The sequence below is a fragment of the Elioraea sp. genome (assembly GCF_022842375.1).
In the GTDB taxonomy this organism is placed as follows: Bacteria; Pseudomonadota; Alphaproteobacteria; order Acetobacterales; family Acetobacteraceae; genus Elioraea_A.
This window is the reverse complement of record NZ_JALHPR010000032.1, coordinates 19,957-40,948: the sequence shown is the minus strand read 5'-3', so window position 1 is coordinate 40,948 and position 20,992 is coordinate 19,957. Positions and strand designations below refer to the sequence as shown.

The following is a 20,992-nucleotide window of genomic DNA, read 5'->3' as shown; positions in this document are numbered from 1 at the left end:
CGGTGACGCGGCCGTGGCGGCCCGCGCGGTGCGGCTCGCGGCGTGCCAGATCCCGGCAAGCCTCTACGCCCCGATCGCGGCCGGGATGGACGGGCGCAACACCTATCCCGGCCATGCCGTGCTGCTCGGCGCGCTCGCGGCCGCAGGGGCGATGGCGGGGATGGACGCGCCCGCCGAGGGTTTCGGCGTCGCGCGGCGCGTCGTGCTCGGCCGGGAGGACGAGGCAGAGACGGCAGCGTCAGGCCGCTGGCTGGTGGCGGAGGCCTACATCAAGCCCTTCGCCGGGGTGCGGCACGCGCACTACGCCGCCGCCGCGGCACTCGCGCTGCGGCAGCGGATCGACCCGGCGCAGATCACCGCCATCACGCTCGACACCTACGGCGAGGCGCTGACCTACGCCGGCAACCGCGCGCCGGCGACGGCCATCACCGCGCAGTTCAGCCTCTCCTGGGCGATTGCCGCGTCCCTTGTGCAGGGCGATCTCTCGCCCGCCGCCTACACGGACGAGGCGCTGGCCGACCCGACGCTGCGGCGGCTCGAGGCGCTGGTGGCGTTGCGCGGCTGGGGCGACCGCGAGGGGCGTGGCGCAACACTCACCGTCACGGCCACGGATGGCATGTGCGAGGCCGAAACGGTCTCGGCCGTGCCGGGCGATGCCGCGACCCCGATGGGGCGGGAGGCGGTTCTCGCCAAGTTCGATCGATTTGCGCATGCAACGCTGCGCGATCGGACCGCAGCGGTCGCCGCCTCGCTGCTCGACGGCCCTGCCGGCGCGACGCTCGACCCGTTCAGCGGCGGCTGAGCAGGAACAGTCCCTGTTCGGCGAAGAGATTGGCGAGGCGCCGGTTGCGTCGCCACGGGGTGCGCTGTCCCTCGTCGTCCACGCCAAGCCAGCGCTCGACCACGTAGCCGTCCATTGCGCAGAGGTCGAAGAAGTCGCTGATCGTGCAGAAATGGATGTTCGGCGTGTCGTACCAGGCGCGGTCGAGCGCGCTGGTGCGCGGCATCCGCCCGGTGGTGAGGAGCGCGAGCCGCACGGTCCAGTAGCCGAAATTGGGAAAGGAGACGATCGCGCGGCGGCCGATGCGCAGCATCTGGGCAAGCACCTCGCGCGGCCGCTCGGTCGCCTGGAGGGTGCGGGAGAGGATCACGGTGTCGAACGCGCCATCGGGGTAGAAGGCGAGGTCGGTGTCGGCATCGCCGTGGATGACGGAGAGGCCCTGGGCGACGGCGCGCGCCACCTCGCCCATGTCGATCTCGATGCCGCGCCCGTCGACCTCCTTCTCGTGCAGCAGGATTTCGAGCAGCGCGCCATCGCCGCAGCCGATGTCGAGAACGCGTGAGCGCGGCTCCACCATCTCGGCGATCAGGCGAAGGTCGAGCCTGTCGGAGAGCGGGCGCCCGGTGCGCGGGGCAATGGTTCCGTCGGCCATGCTAGCGCCACCGCTCCGCCGCACCCTTCAGGAAGCCCGACACGGTACGGAACAGCACCGGCTCGTCGAGCAGGAAGGCGTCATGCCCCTTGTCGGAGGTGATCTCGACGAAGCTGACATTCGCTGCCGCGGCGTTCAGCGCGCGTACGAGCTCGCGGCTCATCGCGGTGGGGAACAGCCAGTCGGAGGTGAAGCTGATCACGCAGAACCGCACCGGCGAGGCGCGGAAGGCAGCGCCCAGAGCGCCCTCGTGCTCTGCCGCGATGTCGAAGAAGTCCATCGCCCGCGTGATGGTGAGGTAGGAGTTCGCGTCGAAGCGCTGCACGAAGGTGCTGCCCTGGTGCTGCAGGTAGCTTTCGACCTCGAACAGGTCGTTGTCGAAGGTGAGCATCGGGCCGGTGCGGAGCCTCCGCCCGAACTTCCGCGTCAGCGCCTCCTCCGACAGGTAGGTGATGTGCGCGGTCATGCGCGCGACGGCGAGGCCCCGGGCGGGGATGGTGCCGTGGCGCCAGTACTCGCCGCCGTGGAACTCTGGATCGGCGTTGATCGCCTGGCGGCCGATCTCGTTGAAGGCGATGTTCTGCGCGCTGTGCCAGGCCGCCGTCGCGATCGGGATCGCCGAGAACACGCGCTCAGGATAGAGCGCGGCCCAGGCGAGCACCTGCATCCCGCCCATCGACCCGCCGATGACGGCGAACAGCTTCGTGATTCCCAGGCGTTCCACCAGCATCGCCTGGGCGCGCACCATGTCGCGGATGGTGACGGCCGGAAACAGCGTGCCCCAGGGCCGGCCCTGCGGGTGGCCTTCGGCATCCGTCATCTCGCTGCGCGGGCCGGTCGAGCCCATGCAGCCGCCGAGCACGTTGGCGCAGATGACGAAGAAGCGGTCGGTATCGATCGGCTTGCCAGGGCCCACCAGGGTGTCCCACCAGCCGGGCTTGCCGGTGACGGGGTGGGTTTCGGCGGCATACTGGTCGCCCGTCAGTGCATGGCAGAGCAGGATGGCGTTCGAGCGCACATCGTTCAGCCGCCCATAGGTGCGGTAGGCGACGTCGAGTGGTCGAAGCACGGTGCCGCAGTCGAGCACGAGGCCTTCGGCGAAGGTCTCATGCTGATGCGTGGTCGTGGTGTCGAGCCCGCCTGGCGGATCCGCGATCTTCTGCACGATCCAATCAGTAGGAGCAGAGCGGGACGGGTGCAACCGGGTCCTGGCCCTCTCACCGCCGCACTTGCAACCTGGCCAGCATCCTTTATGCCTTCGCCGCAATGCAGCCAGAGGGTCCCACCGCGACGACAGTGACCGCCGAGACGCCAGACGAGGCGGCTTCCCGGCTTGCCGCCCTGCGCGCCGAGATCGACCGGTTGGACGACCTGATGCACGACACGCTGATGGCCCGGGCTGCCATCGTGGGCGAGCTCGCCGCCTCCGGCGTCAAGCGCGGCGCCCCCTATCGCCCGGCGCGCGAGGCGCAGATCCTGCGCCGGCTTCTCGCACGCCATCGTGGGCGCCTGCCGAAGCAAGCGATCGTCGGCATGTGGCGGGAAATGCTGGCCGCGACCATCGCCATGCAGGGGCCCTTCGCGGTGGCGGTATGGAACCCGGAGGCCGGCGCAGGCACGGTCAGCCTGGCGCGGGAGCATTTCGGCGCCATCACGCCCATCCGCTGGGTGCGCTCGACCGCCCAGGTTCTCTACGCCGTGGCCGAGGGCGAGGCGCAGGCGGGCGTGCTGCCGCTACCGCAGGACGATCCGAACGCCGAGGGGGCGAACGACCCCTGGTGGATCTCGCTGATGCGGGGCGAACGTCCGGCGCTGTCGGTGATCGCGCGGCTGCCCTTCGTCACCGCCCGCACCGAGGGCGCCTCGCGCGCTTCGGCGCTTGTCGTTGCCGCCCTGCCGCCGGAGCCGTCGGGCGATGACCGCAGCCTCGTCGCCTTCCACTCGGCCGACGAGGCGAGCCGCGCGCGGATCGGCGACAGGCTCGTCGCAGCCGGGCTCAGGCCGCTGAGCCTCATCCTCTACCGGCCCGAGCGTGGCGAGGCGGCGTGCCTGGCCGAGGTCGAGGGCCTGGTCGCAGGCAATGATCCGCGGCTGGCCGCCCTGGTCGACAGCGGTGCGGCACTGGCGCGGCCCGCCGTGATCGGCGGCTGGCCCGTGCCACCGCCCGAAAGCGCCTACCTGCTTCAGCCGGAGTGATCGCGATGACGACCCAGGGAACGCCACAGCCACGGCCCGGGATCATGCAGATCGCGGCCTATGTGGGCGGCGAGGGCAAGCTCAACGGTGCCAACCGCGTGATCAAGCTCTCGTCCAACGAGGGCGCCCTGGGGCCGAGCCCGCGTGCGATCGCGGCCTATGACGGCGAGCGCGCCGAGCTTCACCGCTACCCCGATGGCGGCGCGAACGAGCTCCGTGCGGCGATCGGGGCAGCCTTCCGGATCGATCCTGCCCGCATCGTCTGCGGTGCCGGCTCGGACGACCTGCTCTGCCTGCTCACGCAGGCCTATGGCGGCCCGGGCACCGAGACGATCGTGACGAAGCACGCCTTCGCCATGCACCCGATCTATGCCCGCTACGCCGGCTCGACGGTGGTGACGGCGGAGGAGCGCGAACTCACCGCGGATGTCGACGCGATGCTCGCCTGCGTCACGCCCCGCACCTCGCTCGTTCTGCTCGCCAACCCGAACAACCCCACCGGCACGATGCTACCCTGGCCGGAGGTCGCGAGGCTTCGGGCTGGCCTGCCAGCCAACGTGCTGCTGGTGATCGACGCGGCCTATGCCGAGTACCTGCCCGACCCGCGCTGCTCCGACGCGATCGCGCTCGTGGACGGCGCCCAGGTCAATGGTGGGGGCGCGAACACGGTGATGACGCGCACGTTCTCGAAAATCTACGGCCTCGGCGGGCTCCGGCTCGGCTGGGCCTATGCGCCGGCGGGTGTGGTCGACGTGCTGAATCGCGTGCGCTCGCCCTTCAACGCCTCCCGCCCGGCGCAGGCAGCGGCGATCGCCGCGCTTGCCGACACCGCGCATGTCGAGGCGTCGCGCGCCCACAATGCGCGCTGGCGGCCCTGGCTCGTGAACGCGCTCGCCACACTTGGCGTTCCGGTGCACGGCACCGAGGGGAATTTCGTTCTCGCCGATTTCGCCGCCGCGGGGTGCGATGCCGGGGAGGCCGATGCCGCCTTCCGCGACCGTGGCATCATCGTGCGCGCGATGGGCGGCTACGGGCTGCCCGGATGCCTCCGCATCACCATCGGCACCGAGGACGAGATGGCGGCGGTGGCCGAGGCCGCGGGCGCGTTCATGGCCCGGGCCGCCAGGAGCCTCGGTGCGAAAGAGCGCGCGCATGGTTGACGCGCCCTTCAGGAGGCTCGCGCTGATCGGCATCGGGCTGATCGGCTCCTCCCTCGCGCGTGCCGCGAGGGAAAAGGGCGGCATCGCCGACGAGGTGGTCGCGACGTCACGCTCGGCGGCGACGCGGGATGCGGTGCGGAGCCTTGGCATCGTCGACCGTGTCGAGGACACGGTCGAGGCAGCGGTCGCGGGCGCCGATTGCGTCATGCTCTGCGCTCCCGTCGGTGCCTATGCCGACATCGCCGCGGCGATCGGCCCGCATCTCGCGAAGGACGCCGTGCTGACCGATGTCGGCAGCACCAAGGGCAGCGTGATCCGCGATGTCGGGCCCTTCGTGCCTGACCATGTGCATTTCGTGCCCGGCCACCCCATTGCGGGAACGGAAAATTCCGGACCCGAATCGGGTTTCGCGACGTTGTTCGAGGGCCGCTACGCCATCCTCACGCCGCCGCCGGGCACTGATGAGGCAGCGGTGGCCAAGGTCGCCACGCTCTGGCGCAACGCGGGCTCGACCGTCGAGATCATGGAGCCTGGGCATCATGACAAGGTGTGCGCTGTCGTCTCGCACCTGCCGCACCTGATCGCCTTCACCATCTGCGGCACGGCCGACGACCTCGAGGACGAGAGCCGCCAGGCCGTGCTGCGCTTCGCCGCCTCCGGCTTCCGCGACTTCACGCGGATCGCTGCGTCCGACCCGACGATGTGGCGCGACGTGTTCCTCAACAACCGCGAGGCGCTGCTCGAGATGGCGCAGCGCTTCACCGAGGACATGACGGCGATGGCGCGCGCCGTGCGCTGGGGCGACAACGCCTATATCGAGGACAAGATCGAGCGCGGCCGGCGCATCCGCCGCAGCCTGATCGCGCTCAACCAGGCCTGAGCGAGCTGGCCCGGCTCCGCGCTTGGGCCTCGGTACTGAAGCGTGATCTCGTGGCGGTCGCGCTCGCCTCGCGTGACCCGCGCACGCCGTTCGCGGCGAAGCTGCTCGCGCTCGCGATCGTCGCCTACGCACTCTCGCCGATCGACCTGATCCCCGACGTGATCCCCGTGCTCGGGTTGCTCGATGACCTGATCCTGCTGCCGCTCGGGCTCTGGCTCGTGGTGCGCCTGATCCCGCGCGACGTGCTGGCCGAGCATCGCGCCGCCGCGGCCGGGCGCAGGCTTTCACCTTCGCGGATCGGGGCGGCGGCCGTCGTCACCCTGTGGCTCTCCCTGCTCTCCGTCGTTGCCTGGATCATCTGGCGCTGGATGCACGCCGGCTGATGGTGGCATCCTAGGGAGATGGCCGACGGCGCGCCTGCGTCATGCGAACGGAATGGTCGCCAGGCAGGAACTTACCATGATACGTATTTGGAACGATCCGAAAGCCGGACGGAGCGGGGCCATCTGCGAAACCGCTGCAAGGGAGAGAATGCACGCATGCTCGCTTTGTCCATAGATGCCAAAGCCGCCATCAGCGCCGCGAAGGGGGATGGAAAGCCCGGCTCCGGCAAGCTCGACCCCATCCACCCACCGCCGCCCGCGCCGTCGCGCCGCGGCACGTCGGACGCCCCGCGCCCCCTTCCAAAGCGGCCCCGCCGGTCCGACGATCCTGTTCCCGTGCCGTCACGGCCAGGGCGAGGCGGCGGCGACGACGTGCTTCCCCCGCCGCCCGCCCCCGGCAAGCGGTAGGGCGAGGCCATCGCAGCCGGCGGCCTTGCCGCGCCCTCGCGGGGCGCGCCTTCGCGCCCTGGTAGACTTTCCCCGAAGACAACCACGCAATACGATTGCATGCACGCTGATGCTTGTGCATGCTGCATATAGTTGCGTTCAAGCACAGAAGCGGGGGGGCAGGATGGCCAAATGGGACAGCGCTGCGACGACGGGCCTCGATGAGCTGAAGAAGTACTTCAAGGCCAACAACGGCGAACTCGACACGCTGCGAGCCAGCATCGCGGCCTGGGCGGACAAGCAGAAGAAGGACGGCACCGGCTACTTCAAGTTCCGCACCGCCGATGTCTCGGCCCACGTCGAGGGCGGCTGGATCACGCGGGTCGACTTCGGCAACTAGCCGGACCATTCTGCACAAATAACGAAATCCTGGGAGATCTCCGATGGCAGACACGACGGCGAACGCCGTTCTGGTCGTGAAAGACCGCACCTACGACATCCTTGCAGGGCCGTCGCCCACCGACGAGCTGGTGCTGAAGGCGCGCGCCGACGTGCTGCAGAACCTGAGCCTCGAGCAGATCCTGACCGACCTCGAGCGGACGAACGACCTGCTGCACGTCGCTGCCTGCGGCGTCAGGGGCTACGGGACCAAGGAGCAGGCCCTTTCCGCCAAGGTGGCGAAGCTGCAATACGGGCTGCTGACATCGTGCAGCGATTCGATGGCCGCGATGATCACGTTCAAGGACGCCTCCGAGAGCGTGCTCACTGCACTCCGCCGGGCGTTCCGCGAGCTCTACAATCTCCGTGAGGATCGCACGATCCTAGTGCTCGCCAGGTGCGAGCAGTACGCCAAGACGATGGCCGAGACAGCGGGCAAGCTCGCCGGCGGCTTCAAGGCCCTGGCGGACGGCGCCGAGAGTGCGCTCGAGGACACGATGACGGCCCAAAACATGTCGCAGCAGGAGCGCGAGGCGGCGGAGGCTCGGAAGGCGAAGGCCGAGGCCGACAAGCGGGTCGAGGAAGAGAACAAGCGCGTGCTCGCCGAGCAGATCGTCAAGGCACAGCAGCTCTACGAGGAGGCGAAGGCCGAGCAGGCGAAGGCGGAGGACCGCGCGCTCGCGCTCGAGATCGTCGGCAGCATTACCGGGGCGATCGGCTCTGGCGTGGCCGCATTCGCCGCCATCAAGGGCGCGCCGGTGCTTGCGGCGAGCAGCGCGGTGGGTGCGCTCGCGGAAGTCGCGAGCGGCAGCAAGAAGAAGCGAGCCCAGGCCGCGAAGATCGCGACCGAGACGCGAGCGGAGGGCAAGGACAAGAAGAAGGACAAGGACGACAAGCCGAAGGGCGACAAGGACAAGGACGGCAAGCCGAAGGGCGGCAAGGACAAGGACGACAAGCCGACGGGCGGCAAGGACAAGGACGACAAGCCGAAAGGCGACAAGGGCAAGGACGACAAGCCGAAGGACGACAAGCCGAAGGACGACAAGCCGAAGGGCGATAAGCCCAAGGACGAGAAGCCCAAGGACGAGAAGCCGAAAGACGAGAAGCCCAAGGACGAGAAGCCCAAGGACGAGAAGCCGAAGAAGAAGTCCGCGGAAGAAAAGGCGAAGGACGACAAGGACAAGGCCGCGATCGCGACCGGCGTCGGCAAGGCCGTCACGGAGGCTGGTGACGGCATCAAGAAGGCGGGCGGCTCCTATGCCGAGATCGCCAAGCGCGCGGCCGAGGCGAAGAAGCAGGCGCTCGACCGGCTGATGAAGCTGCAGGACCAGGAGCGCGAGGCGCTCGTCGCGATCGCCCGCTATGCCGAGAGCATGGCGCTTGCCGCGAAGAACGCCGATGGCGCGAAGGCGGCCGTCGCCTCGCTGCAGCAGGCGATCTCCGCGCTGAAGCAGATCGTCACCATCCTCGAGAATGCCAAGCTGTTCTGGGAGATGATGGCGCGCGCCTGCGAGACACTCGGCAAGAGCGAGCTCCGCAAGGACATCGAGATGTACATGGGCGACAAGAAGAAGGAACGCATCGCCGAGTACTCGCGTGACGAGTTCAAGGCGCAGCTGCTTCTCCTCACCGCCCGCTGGGTGGCGCTTGGCGTAATCTCGGCCGAGTACCAGGATGCGATCCAGAAGATCCGCGTGAAGGTGCAGGGCAAGATCAACGCCTCGCCAACGATCGAGGAGGCGCGCAAGATCGCCCCCGACCTCGCCAAGCAACTCAAGCTCGACATCGAGAAGGACCTTGCGGAGCTCGACAAGAAGCGCGGGGCGACGAAGGAAGAGCACGCCGCGCTGCCGGCCTGAAGCGAAGCGCGGGGCAGGAGGGACGGTGATGCGCACACTGGCACGGATCGTCGCTTCCCTCCTGCTCTGCGCCAGCCTGTCGTGGGCCGGCCTCGCCGGCGCCGCGCGGGCCGCCGAGCAGCAGGCGCTCACCCGCACGGCGCTCGAGAGCCTGGCGGAGTCAGCCGATGCGCTTCGCCGCGGCAACACCGCCCGGGCCACCGAGCTGCTCGGGCAGATGACCGGCACCGTCAACGCGCTCGTCGCCACCGCCGGAACCTATGCCGAGACGGCCCGCGCCGCCTCGCATCGCTGCGAAGCCCGCAGCCTCGCCCTCATCGGCGAGATCGAGGGGGCGTTCCAGCGTCAGCAGGCGGTCGAGGCGGAGCAGCAGCGGCTTGCGGCCGAGCTCAGTGTCCAGAACGAGCAGGCCGGGCGTGACGCCGAGCAGATCAGGGCGCTCGAGAACCAGATGCATGCGCTGGCGCAGGAGGTGAGCTTCCGGAACCAGTGCAACGCCGATCTCGGGTTCTACTTCAGGCACATCGATCGATGCTTCGGTGCGGTCGCCGAAACAATGTTCACCACCCGCGACCAGCAGCTCCGCAACGCCTATGACGACGTCAACCGCATGCGCATGCAGCGGACCATGCAGCTGCGGCAGCTCGAGGCGCAGGAGCGCGACCTCGACGATCGCATCGCGGGCACGCGCCGCGAAGTCGCTGCGCTGCAGTCGCGCCGTGCTGCTCTTTCGCAGCAGGACGAGGCGGTGCGGCTTGCCATCACCAGCCTCTCCGACGTGACGGTGTTCTGGGATGGCGCACGCTCGCTGCTCAGCCATCGTGTCGGCGACAGGCTCGACCTGCTGAACGACCTGCTGCCCACGCTCGATCGGACGAAGAAGCGCCCGGTGTTCGACCGCGCCGACCGCAACGAGATCAAGAGCCTGCGCGACACGCTGCTGGACTTCGCCAGGAGCGTGGATGACCGCAACAACTTCCTGCTGGCTCCCGCGATTTGCCAGTAGCACGCATGATCGGTGACGCCTGCAGCCGGCCTCGCCAACGATGGAGAGTGTTTCGCGTGCGAAGGATCATGGCCGTTCTGCCCCTCGTGCTTGCCGTCTGCCTCGCCGCCGGTGGCGCGCGGGCCGACACCCAGCAGGCGCTCACGCACGCGGCGCTCGACAAGCTCGTGCGGGCGACAGAGGCGCTCGAGCGCGGCGACACCGGCGATGCCCTCTTCTATCTCGTGTACATGCAGAACGAGGTGAACAATCTCAGCGCGACGGCGCAGCAGTTCCGCCAGTCTGCCCGCACGGCCGAGCAGCAGTGCCAGGCGAGAAGCCTGCAGTTGATCTCGGCGATCGAGACTAACTACGCCCGGCAGCGTGAGCTGGAGCGGCAGGACGCCCAGCTCGAAGCCGAGATCAGGGTACAACGCGACCAGGCCGCGCGCGATGCCGCCACGCTCACCACCACCGCCCAGCTGGCGGAGATCCACCGGCAGGAGACTGTCTTCAGGGCACGCTGCAAGAGCGACAACGCGTTCTACTACGAGCATTTCGGGCAATGCTTCATCAGGGTGTGGGAAGACAGGTTCACCACCCGCGCGGAACAGATCCAGCATGAGGTGGACGACCTGACGCGCCGGAGCCAGGCGCTGGCGGCGGCGATCAACGAAGCCGTGAAGCACCAGCAGGCGCTTCAGGACGAGCTCGCCCAGCACAAGGGCGAGGAGTCCCTGTTGCAGGCGCAGCGCCCGGTTCTCGAGCAGCAGGACCGCGCCGTCAGGCTCGCCATCACCAGCCTGTCCGACGTGACGGTGTTCTGGGACACGGCGCTCTCGCTGCTCACCGTCAACGTCGCCAACCGGCTCGGCCTGCTGCGCGACCTGCTGCCGACGCTCGACGTCACGTCGCACGCGCCCGTTTTCGATGACTATGACCGCGCCGAGATCCGCTCCCTCCGCGCCACGCTGCTCGACTTCGCCAAGACGGTGGACAACCGGAACAACTTCCTCAGCACGCCCACGATCTGCCGGTAGCGGGCAGCAGGAAGCGCCGCTCAGGTCGCGCCGGCTGCCGGCCGCGGCGTCGCGCCGCGGGCCCCGATGGCACGGATGAGCTTCACCATGGCCGGGGCATCCCACTCCGCCTCGCCGGCGAGCCGCATCGCCTCGCGGCTATCGCGCGTGACGATCAGCGTCGTCGGCAATCCCCGTGCACCGAGGATGCGCGAGGCAGCCCCGCGCGGGTCGAGCCAGATGGGCAGGTGGCGGACGGAAGTCTGGTCGTAGAAGCGGCGCACCACCGCCGCCCCGCCACGGTCCTGCGAGAGCGCGAGCACGCGCACGCGCTCACCCCCCAGCATGGCCTGGAGGCGGTCGAGCGTCGGCATCTCGGCGACGCAGGGCGGGCACCAGGTGGCCCAGAGGTTGATCACCAGCACCTCGCCGGCGAAATCGGCAACGCGATGCTCGCGGCCGGCCTCGTCGGTGAACACGAAGTCGGGGAGCGCGCGGGGCGGGTCGAACACCTCCGGCACGCCGGGGGTCGAGGCGTTTCCTTGCCCGGGAAAGGCCGTCGTGGCACAGGTCATGGCGAAGGCCAGCAGCGCGCGACGCTGCGCCAAACCCGTTGTCCCGGACCTCGTCATGCCAGATTCCCCATCAGACACCATCCCAGATCCCTCGACGCCACAGGACAAGACCGCAGCCAACGCACTCTGGGGCGGGCGTTTCGCCGGCGGGCCCGCCGCCATCATGCAGGAAATCAACGCATCGATCGGCTTCGACCAGAGGATGTGGCGTCAGGACATCGCCGGGTCCAGGGCCCATGCGGCGATGCTGGCCGCCAAGGGCATCATCTCTGACGCCGACCTCGCCGACATCACACGCGGACTTGATCAGGTCGCGGCGGAAATCGAGGCCGGCAGCTTCGTGTTCGACATCGCGCACGAGGACATCCACATGTCGGTCGAGGCGCGGCTGATCGCGCTCGTGGGCGATGCCGGGCGCAGGCTTCACACCGCCCGCAGCCGCAACGACCAGGTGGCGCTCGACGTCCGCCTCTGGGTGCGGGACGCGATCGACCAGATCGACGTCCAGGTCGCCGACGTGATGCGCGCGCTGGTCGACCAGGCCGAGCGGCATCATGACCTGCCGATGCCCGGCTTCACCCACCTGCAGATCGGCCAGCCGGTGACGTTCGGCCACCACATGATGGCCTATGTCGAGATGCTGGGGCGTGACCGCTCGCGCTTCGCCGATGCCCGCACGCGGCTGAACGAGTGCCCCCTCGGCGCTGCCGCGCTGGCCGGAACCTCCTTCCCGATCGACCGGCACATGACGGCCAGGGCACTTGGCTTCGACCGGCCGATGGCCAACAGCCTCGATGCGGTGAGCGACCGCGACTATGCGCTCGAGTTCCTCTCCGCCGCCTCGACCTGCGCGATCCACCTGTCGCGGCTGGCCGAGGAGATCGTGATCTGGATGTCGGCGCCCTGGCGCTTCATCCGCCTGTCGGATGCCTTCACCACCGGCTCCTCGATCATGCCGCAGAAGCGCAACCCCGATGCGGCGGAGCTCGTCCGCGCCAAGACGGGCCGCGTCACCGGCGCCTTCGTGGCGCTGAGCATGGTGATGAAGGGGCTGCCGCTGACCTACGGCAAGGACATGCAGGAGGACAAGGAACCCCTGTTCGACGCCGCCGACAGCCTGGCGCTCTCGCTCGCCGCGACCGCCGGGATGGTGCGCGACATGGTGCCGGACCCCACCAACCTTCGCCGCTGGGCAGGGGCCGGCTTCGCCACCGCGACCGACCTGGCTGACTGGCTGGTGCGCACGCTGAACCTCCCCTTCCGTACCGCGCACCACGTCACCGGCCGGCTGGTGGCGATGGCCGAGGCCAAGGGCACCGACCTCGAGGGGCTGACGCTGGCCGACATGCAGTCGGTCGAGCCGCGGATCACGCGGGAGGTGTTCGGGGTGCTCTCGGTCGAGAGCTCGGTTGCCTCGCGCAGCTGTCATGGCGGTACCGCGCCGGCCAATGTGGCCGCGCAGGCAGCCGCGTGGCGCGCCAGGCTCGCGGCATGAGGAAGGGTGGGGCGCGGGTTGCTGTTGCGACGATGGCCGCACTGCTGGCAGCCTCATCCCTCGCGGCATGCGGCAAGCGGGGTGACCCGATCCCCCGCGGGCCAGAGGAAGCCGTGACCTACCCGCGGGGCTACCCGCGCGAGGATGGACGAGGGCCGGCGACGGAAGGCCAGGAGCAGATATTCCCCCGGTCGAGCAGGGGCGTGAGTGGAGGTGTGCCATGAGCCCGTTGGACGATCCGGCACGCGAGGCAGCTGCATCGGCTGAGCCCGGCTTCCGCGCGATGCTGGCCGCCCGGCCGCACCTGGCGCTGACGGAGGACGGCCTCGCGGTCGAGGCCGTGCCGCTGGCGCGGATCGCTGCCGCGCATGGCACGCCGACCTGGGTGTATTCCGCGGCCGCGATCACCCACCGCTACCGTGCGCTGGCCGACGCGCTGGGCGAGGCCGGGCTCGAGGCGCGCATCCACTACGCGATGAAGGCCAACGACGCCGAGGCGATCGTCACCCTGCTGGCCCGCCAGGGAGCCGGCGCCGATGTGGTGAGCGAGGGTGAGCGCCGCATCGCCCGCCATGCCGGGATCGCCGCCAGGGACATCGTCTTCAGCGGGGTCGGCAAGAGCGAGGGCGAGCTTCGCTCAGCCCTCGCCGACCAAGTGGGACAGATCAATGTCGAGAGCGCCGAGGAACTCGGCATGCTGTCGGGGATCGCCTCGGCGATGGGGGTGAAGGCGCGCATCGCGCTGCGCATCAACCCCGATGTCGATGCTGGCACCCATGCCAAGATCACCACGGGACTTGCCGAGAACAAGTTCGGCATCCCGTCGGCCGATGCGATCGCGCTCTATACCCATGCCGCGTCGCTGCCGGGGATCGTGCCGGTCGGGCTCGCGATGCATATCGGCAGCCAGGTGACGTCGCTCGCCCCCTATCGCGCCGCCTACGGGCTGCTCGCCGCGTTGGCGGGCGAGGTGCGGGCGGCGGGCCTGCCGATCACGCTGCTCGATTGCGGCGGGGGCCTTGGCATCCCCTACCGCGGCGAGGAGGTGCCGAGCCCGGCTGCCTTCGCCGCGGTGCTGAAGGAGACGCTGGGCGGGCTCGGCCTCAAGATTGTGATCGAGCCTGGGCGGTGGATCGTCGGCCCGGCTGGCATCCTGCTGGCCCGCGTCGTGCTGCAGAAGCAGGGCGAGGCGCGGCGCTTCGTCATCCTCGATGCGGCGATGAACGACCTGATCCGCCCGTCCCTGTACGGCGCCTGGCATGGCATCCTGCCGATCACCCCGGCGCGGTGGCGCGCGGCGCTGTCGCCCGCCGATGTCGTCGGCCCGGTATGCGAGAGCGGTGACACCTTCGCCACCGGCCGTGCCCTGCCAGACCTCGGGCATGGTGAGATTGTCGCGCTCCTCGATGCGGGTGCGTATGGTTCTGTCATGAGCAGCACCTACAATGCGCGGCCGCTCGCCGCCGCCGTCATGGTGAGCGGGACGGTCGACGCGGTGATCCGCGACAGGCAGAGCTTCGAGGCGATGCGTGCCGGCGAGCGTCTGCCCCCCTGGTTGGGGCCGCTTCTGCCCCCACCTGCTGGGCCATTGGCCGTCCCAGTGCCACGACGCTGAGCAAGGCGACAGCATGACAGAGCGACGACCCACCGGCCCCGCAGCAGAGCGTCCACCGGTGGGCGCCGCTCAACCCTATCCAAAGGCGGCCGATCCGCAGGGCGGCGATCTCGCCGCGATGCTGGCGCGCCGCCGCCTCCTCGCCCGTGCCGCCCTGCTCTGGGAACGGCTGTGGCCGGCGCTGTGGCCGCCGCTCGGCGTCGCGGGGGTGTTCGCCGTTCTCGCCCTCTCGGGGCTGTTCCAGATCCTGCCGGGCTGGCTTCACCTCGTCATCCTCGCGGGCTTCGCCGTGGCGCTTGGCCTTGCCGCGTTCGCCGGCTTCCGCGGCCTGCGCCTGCCCGACATCCGCGACGGGGATCGCCGGCTCGAGCGCGCGACGGGCCTGTCCCATCGGCCGCTGTCGATCCTGGCCGATCGCCCCGCCGGCGGGGCGGACCCCATGGCCGATGCACTCTGGCAGGCACATCAGGCCCGTGCCGTGGCCGCCGCCGCGACGCTGAGGGTCGGTGCGCCCCGCCCGGGCCTCGCCGCGCGCGACCGTTACGCGCTGCGTGCGGCCGTCGGGCTCGCGGTGGTCGCTGCCATCGTCGCCGCCGGAGGGGATTGGCGTGGGCGTCTTGCCGGCTCCGTCATGCCCGTGCTCGCCGCCCAGCCAGCCGCGCCGCTGCCGGTCAGGCTCGAGATGTGGGTGACGCCGCCGGCCTATACCGGGCTGCCACCGCTGTTCCTCCGCGGCGAGCCGGGTGCCGGGCCGGAGATCCCGATCCCCGCCGGCAGCAAGCTCGTGGCCCATCTCTCGGGCGGCACGGGTGGCGTGCCCGTGCTGGCGATCGACCAGGTGAACACGGCGTTCACCGCGCTCGACCAGACCTCGTTCACGGCCGAGAGGATCGTGACGGCGGGGGCGCGGCTCACCGTCACGCGCGATGGCGCCACTGTTGGTAGCTGGCCGCTTCGAGTGATCGCCGACCAGGCGCCCACCGTCGCCTTCCTCAGCCCGCCTGCACCTGCACCGCGCTCGCCGCAGCTGCGCATCAGCTTCGAAGCGCATGACGATTACGGTGTTGCCTCGGTCGTGGCCCTGCTCACCCTGCCGGCGCGGCCTGAGCTCGCCGCCGTCGCGGTCCCGCTCGCCTCGCCCGGCGATGGCATGCGCACGGTTCGCGGCGCCGGCCAGCCTGACCTGACGGCCCATCCCTGGGCCGGCCTTACCGTGCAGATGACGCTCGAGGCGCGCGACGGGGCTGACCAGGCCGGTCGTTCCGCGTCGATGACGGTCGAGCTGCCGGAGAGGACCTTCACCCATCCCGTGGCGCAGGCGCTGATCGCGCTCCGCAAGCGCATGACCCTCGCGCCCGCCGAGCGGAGCGCGCATGGGCGGGAGCTTGACCGGCTCTCTGGCACGCCAGAAGCGTTCGACAACGACACCACCGTGTTCCTCGGGCTTCGCACCTCGCGCTCGCGGCTTGCGCGCGATCGCCGGCCAGAGGCGGTGGACGAGGTGCAGGAAATCCTGTGGGAACTCGCCGTGCGGCTGGAGGAAGGCGGCCGCGACCGCACGCTGCGCCAGCTCAATGCCGCGCGCGAGGAGATGCGCGAGGCGCTGGAGCGGGCCGAGCGCGGCGAGCAGGTCGACCCGGCCGAGCTCGAGCGCCTTGCCCGGCAGCTCGAGGAGGCGATGCAGCGCTACATGGAGGCGCTGGCGGAAGCGATGCGGCGCGACGGCGCCGAGACCCTGCCGTTCGACCGCAACGCCCGCGTGCTCGACCAGCGCGACATGCAGCGCATGGCCCGCGAGATGCAGGAGGCGGCAAGGCGCGGCGACGTCGACCGGATGCGCGAGCAGCTCGCCCAGCTCGAACGCGCGCTCGAGGCGTTGCAGCAGGGCCGCACGGCGCGGATGGAAAGCCCCGAGCGGCAGCAGCAGCGCGAGCAGGGCCAGCAGATGATGGGTGCGGTGAACGACATGCTGCAGCGCCAGGGCAGCCTGATGGACCGCAGCCACCAGCGGGCGCAGGAGAACCAGCAGCGCCAGAACCAGCAGCGCCAGCAACAGCGCCAGCAGCAGCGTGGCCAGCCGCAGCAGGGCCAACAGGGCCAGCAACAGCAGGGCCAGCAACAGCAGGGCCAGCCGCAGGCTCAGCCCGGGCAGATGGATGCGCGCCAGCAGCAGGCCCTGCGCCGGGCGCTCGGCGAGCTCATGCAGCAGTTCGGCGATTTCTCCGGCGAGGTGCCAGAGCCCCTCGGCCGCGCCGACCGTGCGATGCGCGATGCCGCCGAGGCGCTGCGCCAGGGCAACGAGCCGGGGGCCCAGTCGGCGCAACAGCGCGCGATCGAGGCGCTGCAGCAGGGCGGCCGCGAGATGCAGAACCAGATGGCCGGCCGCATGGGCCTGATGGAAGGCGGCGACGGCGAAGGCGAGCCAGGCGGCGAGAATTCCGAGCAGGGCGGCGAACAGTCAGGCGAGGGGCGGCAGCTGGGCGAGGGGCGAGACCCGCTCGGCCGCCCGCGGCGTGATGCCGTCGGCGGCCGTGACGAGGGATCGGACGTCGCCGTGCCGACCGACATGGAGCAGCAGCGCACCCGAGAGATCCAGGAGGAGCTTCGCCGCCGCGCCGGCGAGCGCGAGCGGTCGCAGCAGGAACTCGACTACATCGACCGGCTGCTGCGGCGGTTCTGACCGGACGCTGCCGGGGGCCTCGGCGGCCGCGTTCCCCCCTCACCCCACCCTCTCCAATCGGGGAGAGGGCTTTCGCAGGCGTCGTGAGGGTCCCCTCTCCCCCTTGGGGGAGAGGGACAGGGTGAGGGGCCTTGCGACTCGCCTCAGCGCGTCGTCTTGCCGACCCCTGCCTTGCCCATCTGGGCGAGCTCGTCGCGCAACTTCTCGAGCTCCGCCTTCAGCATGGCGAGCTGGGCCGCTTCGTCGGCCGGTGTGCCGGGCTGGTCGGGGCCGGGGCCGCTGCCGGGCGGGCGATAGAACGGCGCGAACAGGCTGAAGGCGCGCTCCATCATCGCGACGTTCTGCTTGCCCACCTCCTCGATCGAGAAGGGGAAGAACCCCTCCATGGTCTGCTGCATCGCGCGCCGCATCTGCTCCTGCTGGCGCGCGAAGGCCGACATCGACTGCTCGAGATAGCGGGGCACGAGGCCCTGCAGGCTGTCACCGTAGAAGCCGATGAGCTGGCGCAGGAAGCTGATCGGCAGGAGGTTCGAGCCCTTGCCCTCCTCCTCGACGATGATCTGCGTGAGCACCTGGCGGGTGATGTCCTCGCCCGACTTGGCGTCGTAGACGACGAAATCACGGCCGTCCTTCACCATCTGCGACAGGTGGTCGAGCGTGACGTAGGACGATGCCTCGGTGTTGTAGAGTCGCCTGTTGGCGTATTTCTTCACGACGACGGGCGGAAGGGCGCTGCTGCCCTCGGTGCCGGTCGTCTCCTCGCCGGCTCCGGAGCCGGCGGCGCGGGCAGGATCGGCCATGGGGTTCCCCGTTTCCTCACGTTTGCTGCATTGCATGCTAGCATGCCCGCCGAGGCGCGACGCATTATTCTGGGACAAGGTGGCCTGCCCTTGAGGTGCGCGTGCTGCGTGTGCTGCCGGTGGGGTTCCTCGAAAGTGGCGAGGCCCCTAGGCTGCGCCCTCGTGATGGGCAAGGGTGATGGACGGCGGCAACGAGGGCGGCAGGACCAAGGGGCACGCCGGAAGCGGGCCGGGCGGTGGCACGGATCGGCCCGCCTCGGGCCATGCCGAGCCTGGCGCCGACCTCACCGCACTGGCACGCGACTGGATCGAACTCTGGCAAAGCGAACTCACCACCCTCGCCGCCGACCCGGAGACGGCGGAGACTTGGTCGCGCCTGGCGGCCCTTTGGGCCGGGGCGGCGGCGTCGGGCATCGCCGCGATGCCACGCGGTGCGCGCGATGAACGCCAGGCACCCTTCCCAGGACCCTGGCCTGCCGCCTGGCCAACGCCCTGGCCCCCACCCGGGCCCCCACCCGGGCCCGCTGAGGCGTCGCGGCCCGCGCCCGCTGCTGCTGCACCTGATGCTCGCGGGGATGCGCCACGGCGCGACCCCGGCGGCGATGCTGGGCGCGATGCAGGCCGCGATGACGCACGCCTCCTCCAGCGCGTCCTCGACCGACTCGACGCAATCGAGCAACGCCTGGTCGACATGGAGCGCGCCGCGCTGGAGCAGCGCGGACGCGGCCGCGCGGGCAAGGCGGATCCAGGACGGCCTCGCCGCCGCGGGCGCTGACCCGACCACGCTTTCCGGCGCGGTGCTTGCGGAACTGCTGCGCCAGGACGCGGCACTGATCGCGGGCATCGCTGCCTATCGCCGCCACCCCTACACGCGGACGCTGGCTGACCCACCCTCGCTCTGGGCGGAGGGAAGCTCTCGCCTGCTCGACTATGGCGCGACGCACCCGGCCGCGGCGTCAGGCCCTCCGATCCTCGTCGTTCCCTCCCTCGTCAACCGCGCCCATGTCCTCGACCTGACGGAGGGCGGCAGCTTCCTCCGCTTCCTCGCCGCGCGCGGCCTCCGCCCGCTGCTGCTCGACTGGGGCTGGCCTGGCGAGGCGGAGCGGCGCTTCGACCTGACCGACGTGATCGCCGGCCGCCTCGAACGCGCGCTCGCCGCATCGGCTGCGATCGCGGCTGGGCCGGTCATTCTCGCCGGCTACTGCATGGGCGGTCTGCTCGGTCTCGCCGCGGCACAGCGGCGGCCCGACCTGGTGTGCGGCGTCGCGGCGCTGGCGACGCCGTGGGACTTCCACGCCGCTGACGCTGCGCGCGCCAAGTCAGCCGCCATGCTGCTCCCTCTGCTCGAACCGGCCATGGCGTTCCACGACGCCGTGCCGGTCGATGGGCTGCAGATCCTGTTTACCGCGCTCGACCCCTGGGGCGTGGCGGCCAAGTTCCGCGCCTTCGGGCGGCTTGCCCAGGACAGTCCGCGCGCGCGGCTGTTCGTGGCGCTCGAGGATTGGCTGGCCGATGGCATTCCCCTCGCCGCCCCGGTGGCGCGTGACTGCATCGGCGGCTGGTACGGCCGGAACGAGCCTGCGCGCAGGGCGTGGACGGTCGCTGGCCAGGTGGTCGACCCACGGAGCATCGCCGTTCCCGCCTTCGTCGCGGTACCGGGGCGCGACCGGATCGTGCCGCCCGAGAGTGCCCGGCCGCTCGCCGGCCTCATCCCGGGTGCCGTGCTGCACGAGCCTGCGGCGGGGCATATCGGCATGGTGGCCGGAGGCGGGGCGGAGGCAGCCCTCTGGCGCCCCTTCGCTGACTGGGCGCAAGGGTTGTAGAGCCTGCGCTTGTGCAGTGCCGCATGGCCGGTGCAGTCTCGCGGCAAGGAACGCTTGAACTTTCCGACAAGAAAAGGGACCGCACGATGACCGATGTCGTGATCGCCTCAGCCGCCCGCACGCCGGTCGGCAGCTTCAGCGGCGCCTTCGCCAGCCTCTCCGCCCATGCCCTCGGCACCATCGCGATCAAGGGTGCGCTCGAGCGCGCCAAGGTGGCCGGCGAGGAGGTCGACGAGGTGGTGATGGGCCAGATCCTGTCGGCCGGTGCGGGGCAGAACCCGGCCCGCCAGGCGGCGATCGCGGCCGGCATCCCGCAGGAGAAGACCGCCTACGGCATCAACCAGCTCTGCGGCTCCGGCCTGCGCACTGTCGCCCTCGGCTACCAGGCGATCATGACGGGCGATGCCGCGATCGTCGTCGCCGGCGGGATGGAGAGCATGACGCAGGCGCCGCACTGCCAGCAGCTCCGCGCCGGCGTGAAGATGGGCGACTTCGCGATGGTCGACACCATGATCAAGGACGGGCTGTGGGATGCCTTCAACGGCTACCACATGGGCAACACGGCCGAGAACGTCGCCCGCCAGTGGCAGATCACGCGCGAGCAGCAGGACGAGTTCGCGGCTGCCTCGCAGGCCAAGGCAGCCGAGGCGATGAAGGCCGGCCGCTTCGCCGACGAGATCGTTCCGGTGACGGTGAAGGGCCGCAAGGGCGACACGGTCGTGACGGCGGACGAGTATCCGCGGCCCGAGACGACGCTCGAGGTGCTGGCCAAGCTCCGCCCCGCCTTCGCGAAGGATGGCTCGGTCACGGCGGGCAACGCCTCGGGCATCAACGATGGTGCCGCCGCGGTGGTGCTGATGAGCGGGGCCGAGGCTGCCAAGCGCGGCATCACGCCGCTTGCGCGCATCGTCTCGTGGGCGACGGTCGGCGTCGACCCGGCGATCATGGGCTCGGGCCCCATCCCGGCCTCGCGGCTGGCGCTGAAGAAGGCCGGCTGGAAGGTGGATGACCTCGACCTGGTCGAGGCGAACGAGGCTTTCGCCGCCCAGGCCTGCGCGGTGAACAAGGACCTCGGCTGGGATCCGGCGAAGGTGAACGTGAACGGGGGCGCGATCGCGCTCGGCCACCCGATCGGCGCATCGGGCGCGCGGGTGCTGAACACGCTGCTGTTCGAGATGGCGCGCCGTGGGGCGAAGAAGGGGCTCGTGACGCTCTGCATCGGCGGCGGCATGGGCATCGCCATGTGCGTCGAGCGGGGGTGAGG

The 20,992-nt window shown here is 70.4% G+C and carries 18 protein-coding genes; 14 read left to right on the top strand and 4 right to left on the bottom strand.

The window, feature by feature from the left end; genetic code table 11:
* Positions 1–802 (top strand): hypothetical protein (locus Q0C38_RS20015; RefSeq protein ID WP_291298898.1); only part of this gene is annotated, 802 nt, incomplete at its 5' end.
* Here Q0C38_RS20015 and metW read toward each other — a convergent pair.
* Together metW and Q0C38_RS20005 are read right to left on the bottom strand one after the other, a co-directional pair.
* A complete protein-coding gene (gene metW / locus Q0C38_RS20010; RefSeq protein ID WP_291298897.1) occupies positions 789–1,433 on the bottom strand; it encodes a methionine biosynthesis protein MetW in 645 nt (214 codons plus the stop codon). The genes Q0C38_RS20015 and metW overlap by 14 nt on opposite strands.
* Position 1,434: 1 nt before the next feature.
* Positions 1,435–2,589 (bottom strand): homoserine O-acetyltransferase, encoded by a 1,155-nt coding sequence (locus Q0C38_RS20005; RefSeq protein WP_291298901.1) that lies wholly within the window; start codon positions 2,587–2,589, stop codon positions 1,435–1,437.
* Between the two features lie 110 nt (positions 2,590–2,699).
* On the opposite strand from Q0C38_RS20005, the gene Q0C38_RS20000 reads away from it, so the two are divergent.
* From Q0C38_RS20000 to Q0C38_RS19965, 8 genes are all read left to right on the top strand, one after another.
* Positions 2,700–3,629, top strand: coding sequence for a chorismate mutase (locus Q0C38_RS20000; RefSeq protein WP_291298896.1), 930 nt, complete (start codon positions 2,700–2,702; stop codon positions 3,627–3,629).
* A gap of 5 nt (positions 3,630–3,634) precedes the next feature.
* The gene (locus Q0C38_RS19995) at positions 3,635–4,789 is read left to right on the top strand and encodes a histidinol-phosphate transaminase (RefSeq protein WP_291298895.1); all 1,155 of its coding nucleotides are present in this window, start codon (positions 3,635–3,637) and stop codon (positions 4,787–4,789) included.
* Positions 4,782–5,669 carry a prephenate/arogenate dehydrogenase family protein gene (locus tag Q0C38_RS19990; RefSeq protein WP_291298894.1) on the top strand — a complete coding sequence of 296 codons (888 nt, stop codon included), beginning with the start codon at positions 4,782–4,784 and terminating at the stop codon, positions 5,667–5,669. The genes Q0C38_RS19995 and Q0C38_RS19990 overlap by 8 nt, the downstream gene beginning before the upstream one ends.
* 50 nt (positions 5,670–5,719) lie before the next feature.
* A complete protein-coding gene (locus Q0C38_RS19985) occupies positions 5,720–6,052 on the top strand; it encodes a YkvA family protein (RefSeq protein ID WP_291298893.1) in 333 nt (110 codons plus the stop codon).
* Between the two features lie 571 nt (positions 6,053–6,623).
* Positions 6,624–6,839 carry a hypothetical protein gene (locus Q0C38_RS19980; protein WP_291298892.1) on the top strand — a complete coding sequence of 72 codons (216 nt, stop codon included), beginning with the start codon at positions 6,624–6,626 and terminating at the stop codon, positions 6,837–6,839.
* A gap of 43 nt (positions 6,840–6,882) precedes the next feature.
* Positions 6,883–8,736, top strand: coding sequence for a hypothetical protein (locus Q0C38_RS19975; protein WP_291298891.1), 1,854 nt, complete (start codon positions 6,883–6,885; stop codon positions 8,734–8,736).
* 28 nt (positions 8,737–8,764) lie between these two features.
* On the top strand, positions 8,765–9,742 hold the full coding sequence (locus tag Q0C38_RS19970) for a hypothetical protein (protein WP_291298890.1): 978 nt from the start codon (positions 8,765–8,767) through the stop codon (positions 9,740–9,742).
* Positions 9,743–9,810: 68 nt separating this feature from the next.
* On the top strand, positions 9,811–10,761 hold the full coding sequence (locus Q0C38_RS19965; protein WP_291298889.1) for a hypothetical protein: 951 nt from the start codon (positions 9,811–9,813) through the stop codon (positions 10,759–10,761).
* A gap of 20 nt (positions 10,762–10,781) precedes the next feature.
* Here the strand turns inward: Q0C38_RS19965 and Q0C38_RS19960 are convergent, their stop codons facing one another.
* Complete coding sequence (locus tag Q0C38_RS19960) at positions 10,782–11,372, bottom strand: TlpA disulfide reductase family protein (RefSeq protein ID WP_291298888.1); 591 nt, start codon at positions 11,370–11,372, stop codon at positions 10,782–10,784.
* Between Q0C38_RS19960 and argH the strand changes: the two genes are divergently transcribed.
* The 3 genes from argH to Q0C38_RS19945 all read left to right on the top strand — a co-directional run bounded on the left by argH (position 11,371) and on the right by Q0C38_RS19945 (position 17,105).
* Complete coding sequence (argH, locus tag Q0C38_RS19955; protein WP_291298887.1) at positions 11,371–12,810, top strand: argininosuccinate lyase; 1,440 nt, start codon at positions 11,371–11,373, stop codon at positions 12,808–12,810. The genes Q0C38_RS19960 and argH overlap by 2 nt on opposite strands.
* A gap of 220 nt (positions 12,811–13,030) precedes the next feature.
* Complete coding sequence (lysA, locus tag Q0C38_RS19950; RefSeq protein WP_408870052.1) at positions 13,031–14,425, top strand: diaminopimelate decarboxylase; 1,395 nt, start codon at positions 13,031–13,033, stop codon at positions 14,423–14,425.
* 13 nt (positions 14,426–14,438) lie between these two features.
* A complete protein-coding gene (locus Q0C38_RS19945; protein ID WP_291298886.1) occupies positions 14,439–17,105 on the top strand; it encodes a TIGR02302 family protein in 2,667 nt (888 codons plus the stop codon).
* Between the two features lie 143 nt (positions 17,106–17,248).
* On the opposite strand, the gene phaR is transcribed toward Q0C38_RS19945, so the two are convergent.
* Positions 17,249–17,905, bottom strand: coding sequence for a polyhydroxyalkanoate synthesis repressor PhaR (gene phaR / locus Q0C38_RS19940; protein ID WP_291298885.1), 657 nt, complete (start codon positions 17,903–17,905; stop codon positions 17,249–17,251).
* A gap of 440 nt (positions 17,906–18,345) precedes the next feature.
* Here phaR and Q0C38_RS19935 point away from each other — a divergent pair, with 440 nt between their 5' ends.
* Both Q0C38_RS19935 and Q0C38_RS19930 read left to right on the top strand, forming a co-directional pair.
* Entirely contained in the window at positions 18,346–19,728 is a 1,383-nt protein-coding gene (locus tag Q0C38_RS19935) for an alpha/beta fold hydrolase (protein ID WP_291298884.1), read from the top strand.
* An 86-nt stretch (positions 19,729–19,814) separates the two neighbouring features.
* Positions 19,815–20,990: an acetyl-CoA C-acetyltransferase gene (locus Q0C38_RS19930; RefSeq protein ID WP_291298883.1), complete on the top strand. Its 1,176-nt coding sequence runs from the start codon at positions 19,815–19,817 to the stop codon at positions 20,988–20,990.
* Positions 20,991–20,992 lie beyond the last annotated feature (2 nt).

Bases quoted from the DNA above. Each gene is read 5' to 3' on its own strand.
- metW (WP_291298897.1), bottom strand. From the start codon at position 1,433: ATGGCCGACGGAACCATTGCCCCGCGCACCGGGCGCCCGCTCTCCGAC.
- Q0C38_RS20000 (WP_291298896.1), top strand. From the start codon at position 2,700: ATGCAGCCAGAGGGTCCCACCGCGACGACAGTGACCGCCGAGACGCCA.
- Q0C38_RS19995 (WP_291298895.1), top strand. From the start codon at position 3,635: ATGACGACCCAGGGAACGCCACAGCCACGGCCCGGGATCATGCAGATC.
- Q0C38_RS19990 (WP_291298894.1), top strand. From the start codon at position 4,782: ATGGTTGACGCGCCCTTCAGGAGGCTCGCGCTGATCGGCATCGGGCTG.
- Q0C38_RS19980 (WP_291298892.1), top strand. From the start codon at position 6,624: ATGGCCAAATGGGACAGCGCTGCGACGACGGGCCTCGATGAGCTGAAG.
- Q0C38_RS19975 (WP_291298891.1), top strand. From the start codon at position 6,883: ATGGCAGACACGACGGCGAACGCCGTTCTGGTCGTGAAAGACCGCACC.
- Q0C38_RS19970 (WP_291298890.1), top strand. From the start codon at position 8,765: ATGCGCACACTGGCACGGATCGTCGCTTCCCTCCTGCTCTGCGCCAGC.
- Q0C38_RS19965 (WP_291298889.1), top strand. From the start codon at position 9,811: ATGGCCGTTCTGCCCCTCGTGCTTGCCGTCTGCCTCGCCGCCGGTGGC.
- argH (WP_291298887.1), top strand. From the start codon at position 11,371: ATGCCAGATTCCCCATCAGACACCATCCCAGATCCCTCGACGCCACAG.
- Q0C38_RS19960 (WP_291298888.1), bottom strand. From the start codon at position 11,372: ATGACGAGGTCCGGGACAACGGGTTTGGCGCAGCGTCGCGCGCTGCTG.
- lysA (WP_408870052.1), top strand. From the start codon at position 13,031: ATGAGCCCGTTGGACGATCCGGCACGCGAGGCAGCTGCATCGGCTGAG.
- Q0C38_RS19945 (WP_291298886.1), top strand. From the start codon at position 14,439: ATGACAGAGCGACGACCCACCGGCCCCGCAGCAGAGCGTCCACCGGTG.
- phaR (WP_291298885.1), bottom strand. From the start codon at position 17,905: ATGGCCGATCCTGCCCGCGCCGCCGGCTCCGGAGCCGGCGAGGAGACG.
- Q0C38_RS19935 (WP_291298884.1), top strand. From the start codon at position 18,346: ATGAACGCCAGGCACCCTTCCCAGGACCCTGGCCTGCCGCCTGGCCAA.
- Q0C38_RS19930 (WP_291298883.1), top strand. From the start codon at position 19,815: ATGACCGATGTCGTGATCGCCTCAGCCGCCCGCACGCCGGTCGGCAGC.